Origin of the sequence: Piscinibacter sp., assembly GCF_050175855.1 — a bacterium.
Classification (GTDB): Bacteria; Pseudomonadota; Gammaproteobacteria; order Burkholderiales; family Burkholderiaceae_C; genus Piscinibacter.
The window spans coordinates 1-4,532 of record NZ_JBFXIO010000397.1 but is presented as its reverse complement, the minus strand read 5'-3'; the positions used below and the strand labels follow the sequence as shown (position 1 = coordinate 4,532).

Here is a 4,532-nt window from a genome sequence, read left to right as displayed (position 1 = left end):
CGTCGACCAGCGCCGTGCGCGCGGCGCGGGCCTCGATCAGCAGGTACTGCCCGCCGTAGGCGAGCTCCTGGTCCAGCACTTCGAGCCCGGCACGTTCGAAGGCGCTTCGCAGGGTGTCCGTGGTGAAGTAGCTGCAATGCTCGTAGTACACATCCCAGAACGCACCTTCGGCCAGCACTCTGTGCGCGTCCGGCAGCTCGAAGAGCACCACGCGCTGCGGGTCTCGCGCAGCCCACTGCCCGACGCGCGCGAGGAAGTCGTGCACCGGGCCGATATGCTCCAGGGTGTGGCGGCACACCAGCGCATCGGCGCGGAGATCGAGCAGCTCGTCATCGAACGTGGCCGCATGAACGTGCAGGCGAGGGTCCGCCGCTTCCAGCGCCACCGTCGCCAGCGGATCGACTCCGATGGCCTGGGCGACGCCGTGGGCGAGCATCAGTTTCAGGAAGTCCCCATGCCCGCAGCCGACCTCGAGCACCGCCTTGCCCTGCAGTCGATGACGCTCGATCCATCGCGCGGCCAGACCTCGCGCGAACTGCCCGAAGTGCGCCGATGCGGCCTGCGAGCTCTCGTAGCGGGCACCCAGTTCGGCGCGCGCCGCATCGAAACTCCGGTTGAACACGAAGCCGCACGACTCGCACGCAGTCAGTTCGACACGACCCATCGGCACGGCGCGCGCCTCGGCCGCGCTGTCGAATATCGACGTGCAGGTGACCGGCGTTGCGGCGATGTCGTGGAACGGCGTGCAGCGCTCTCCGCGGCAAGCCGGGCAGGAAGTTGTCGTCATGTCAACGGAGGAAGTGTGTGGTGGGAATCGGCCATCGGCCACGGCCGGGGCCGAATGCTCAAACTCCACTTTAATCATAGATCGCCGACACGCCATGACTGATTCGATCCAGGGCCGCATGGCCCGAGGCGCCGCCTGGATGGTGCTGTTCAAGCTGGTCGAGCGAAGCCTCGGCCTGATCAGCACGCTGATCCTCGCGCGACTGCTCGTGCCCGGAGACTTCGGTGTCGTCGCGATGGCCATGTCCTTCGTGCTGATGGCCGAGCTGCTGACGGCATTCGGATTCGACGTCGCGATCATCCAGAACCAGAACGCCACCGAGGAGCACTACAGCACCGCCTGGACGGGCAATCTCCTGCTGGGCGTCGGCATCACCGTGCTGATGTTGGTGGCGGCGTGGCCGATCGCGAGTTTCTACGGCAGGCCCGAGCTGGCCCTGGTGGTTTGTGCCCTTGCCCTCGGCCCCTTGTTCAGCGGCGCCGAGAACATCGGCATCGTCGCGTTCCGCAAGGAACTCGACTTCCGCCGCGAGTTCAAGTTCCAGATCACGCGCAAGCTGATCGCCTTCGCCGTCGTCGTGCCGATGGCGCTGGTGTTCCGCAACTACTGGGCACTTGTCGCCGGCACCCTGGTATCCAAGCTTGGCTCGACGGTCATCAGCTACCTGATGCATCCGTTCCGCCCCCGTTTCACGCTGGTGCAGATCAAGCCGATGATGCACTTCTCGCGCTGGCTCCTCTTCAACAATGCCGTCTCCTTTCTGAAGGAGCGCTCGTCCGACTTCTTCATCGGCCGCTTCCACGGCGCGCCGGCGCTCGGGCTGTACAACATCGCCTACGAGTTCGCCCACTTGCCGACCACCGAACTCGGCGCACCGATCAACCGTGCACTGGTGCCGGGATTCGCCAAGTTGTCGCTCGCCGAAGACATCCGCGCGGCCTATCGCAATGCCGTGGCCATGCTGGCGACCGTGGCGCTGCCTGCCGCAGCAGGCATCTTTGCAGTCGCGCCTTTGCTCGTGCCCGTGGTATTCGGCCCGAAGTGGCTGGCAGCCGTGCCGCTGATGCAACTGCTCTGCTTCAATGGCGCGCTGCTGCTGTTTCATTCGTCGATCTGCGCGGTGCTGGTGGCACGTGGTCATCCGGCGCGCGTGACCCGGGTCAACGCCATCTACGTGCTCGTCCTCCTGTGCGGACTGGCCGTCGGTTCGCAGCTTGGAGGCGTCGAATGGGCCGCGGTCGCTGCACTGGCCACGTCATTCGCCTGCACGCCCATCTACCTCTACGAGATGAAGCGCAGTCTCGGCGTGGCGCCTGGCGTGTTTGTCTCGGCGCTGGTGCGACCCGTGGTGGCCTCGGGGGCCATGCTCGCGACGCTGCTGTTCGTGTTGCCGGGCCGGGACCATGGATTGCCGCTGCCTGCCGCGGTGTTCTGGCTGGGCCTGGGCATCGGGCTCGGTGCGGTGGTCTACCTGGCCGTTCTGCTGATCGCCTGGATCGCCGCCGGCAAGCCCGACGGCCCCGAACAGATGCTGGCAGATCGCCTGCGTGCCAGACTTGCACGTGCCGCGCCCCCGGTGCAGGGCAGCCACCACTAGAGAGACCATGAAACGCCCGCTCGTATCCGTCATCCTGCCGACCTACAACTGTGGTCGATTCGTTGCCGACGCCATCGACAGCGTGCTGTCGCAGACCTATCAGCCCATCGAAGTGGTGGTCGTCGACGATGGCTCCACGGACGACACCCTCAAGGTCGTGGCCCGTTTCGGTGATCGCGTACGCGTGTTCACTCAGGCCAATGCTGGGCCCGCTGCAGCGCGCAATCGCGCCGTGAGCGAGGCACGGGGCGAGTACCTGGCCTTCCTCGACGGCGACGATCTCTGGCTGCCCGGGCACACCGAGACCTTGATGGGGCAGTTCGAGCGCCAGTCGGACTGCCGTGTCGTCTACGGTGGCTGGCTGGTGTGGCATCCCAACCAGGACGGCAGCTTCCCACCCTTGCAGGTGCCCGCGCCCACCCTGGCTCCCCGCGTCGATCCGGAAGGCTCCGGCTGGCTGTACTCGCGGCTGCTTTTCGACTCCGTGATCCACATCATCGCGTCGGTCATCCACCGCTCCGTTTTCGACGCCGTCGGCGGCTTCGACCAGACCCTTCGGACCGGCTCGGACTACGACTTCTGGCTCAAGGTGTCGCGGCGCCATCCTGCCGTCAAGCTCGACGTGCCGGTTGCCGTCTACCGCCAGAACCACAGTTCGGTCACCTACACCCTGCGCAAGGAAAACAACGCCTACCGGTTGCTCAACCGAGCGATCGAGTCCTATGGCCTGGTCGACGATGCAGGGCACGCCGTCCCACCGGCAGCCGCCCGCAGGCGGCTTGCTGCGCTGGCATTCCTGCACGGCTACCGACACTACTGGGACGGCGATGCGGACGTGGCAGTGCAATCGTTCCGACAGGCTCTGTCGCACCATCCCTGGCAGCCCAAGGCCGCTGCCTACCTGCTCGCTTCGCTGGCCCGGTGCTGGGGCCTGCCGCGCCCGACCCGTGGTCGCGGCACGGCTCGCTGAACAATGCTCAACAAACCGCGGCTTGCGACCTCACTCCGTCCAGAGTGACGCCTTGTTGTTCGGGTTCGCCCAGACCGGGTGATGGCCCGCGCCGGACTTGTCGGAGATGTCCGATGGCGTCGGGTTGATATTCATGTACCAGACGTTGGCGCTTCCTTGTGCCGTGACGAGCCGGTCTGCCGCCGCCTCGGCCATCGTGTCGGCTTCGCTGAGTACCTTGTTGAAGATCTTGATTCCCCGCAGCACGCCGCTCAGCCGCTCATGCTGGTAGTTCGCGTACCACGGCGAGTCGCCGAAAGTCAGCGCCGGAGCCGGCGGATTCTTGGTACCGAAGTAGGCCGGTGAGGTCACCTGGATGACATCTCCGGCAGCGGTGGAGGGCAGGTCGATGTAGAAGCGCGCCGTCTTCGTACCGTCGGAGTTCACCGTGATGCGCAGCGCCTGGGTGTACCAGCGATCCTTGAGGACAGGCTTGCTGCCACCGGTCATCGTCGCGATGAAGTCGGAACCGTAGTCGAGACCACCGATCTCCCAATCGTGCGTCGTGGTCGAGGTGCCGCCTCCGCGGGGATAGGGGTGCGCACCGTAGTAGCTGTCGGGCTTGCCGGCGTTCCACTCGAAGGTGCCGTTGTTGGACCACCAGAACGTCACGTAGTAGCCGGCCTGCTGGCGCGGCTTGTACTTCCAGATGTAGGTGACACCGCCGTTTCCGGCACCCCACATCGGCAGCCCGTTGTTCTGCGGATTGAGGAACTGGAACGCGACAAAGGCGTTGGTGGGCGCGTCGTTGTTGCTCGGGAAGTTCAAGCCGGTGATGGCTCCGCTGGCCGCCGCAACGACGACGGTGACCGACTGCATGACCGTGCCGCCCGTGCCGGTGCAACTGATCGTGTAGGTGCTCGTGGCCGAAAGCGGTGGTGTCTGGAAGGTGCCCGAACTGGCCAGGGCTCCGTTCCAGGCTCCGCTGGCGGTGCACGAGTTTGCCTGGGTGGACGACCAGGAGATCGTTGTTGTCCCGCCGCTCGTCAGATTGGAATTGGCAGCCGTCAGCGTCACCGTCGGAGCGGGTGCCGGTGCAGGAGCCGGCGCAGGTGCGGGAGCCGGCGCGGGTGCGGGAGCCGGCGTGGGTGCGGGAGCCGGCGCGGGTGCGGGAGCCGGCGCGGGAGCCGCCGCGGGAG

4 protein-coding genes are annotated in these 4,532 nt (G+C 66.2%); 2 read left to right on the top strand and 2 right to left on the bottom strand.

Annotation, left to right across the window (positions count from 1 at the left end; translation table 11 throughout):
* Positions 1–664, bottom strand: a 664-nt coding sequence (locus tag AB7U92_RS22360; protein WP_428582243.1) for a class I SAM-dependent methyltransferase, incomplete at its 3' end; no start/stop codon positions are given.
* A 40-nt stretch (positions 665–704) separates the two neighbouring features.
* Between AB7U92_RS22360 and AB7U92_RS22355 the strand changes: the two genes are divergently transcribed.
* A complete protein-coding gene (locus tag AB7U92_RS22355) occupies positions 705–2,384 on the top strand; it encodes a lipopolysaccharide biosynthesis protein (RefSeq protein WP_428582241.1) in 1,680 nt (559 codons plus the stop codon).
* Between the two features lie 7 nt (positions 2,385–2,391).
* Positions 2,392–3,354 (top strand): glycosyltransferase, encoded by a 963-nt coding sequence (locus AB7U92_RS22350; RefSeq protein WP_428582239.1) that lies wholly within the window; start codon positions 2,392–2,394, stop codon positions 3,352–3,354.
* 30 nt (positions 3,355–3,384) lie between these two features.
* Here the strand turns inward: AB7U92_RS22350 and AB7U92_RS22345 are convergent, their stop codons facing one another.
* The gene (locus tag AB7U92_RS22345) at positions 3,385–4,410 is read right to left on the bottom strand and encodes a hypothetical protein (RefSeq protein WP_428582237.1); all 1,026 of its coding nucleotides are present in this window, start codon (positions 4,408–4,410) and stop codon (positions 3,385–3,387) included.
* Positions 4,411–4,532: the final 122 nt, after the last annotated feature.

What these genes read in the sequence shown, in the direction of transcription:
- AB7U92_RS22350 (WP_428582239.1), top strand. Translation starts at nt 2,392, where the DNA reads ATGAAACGCCCGCTCGTATCCGTCATCCTGCCGACCTACAACTGTGGT.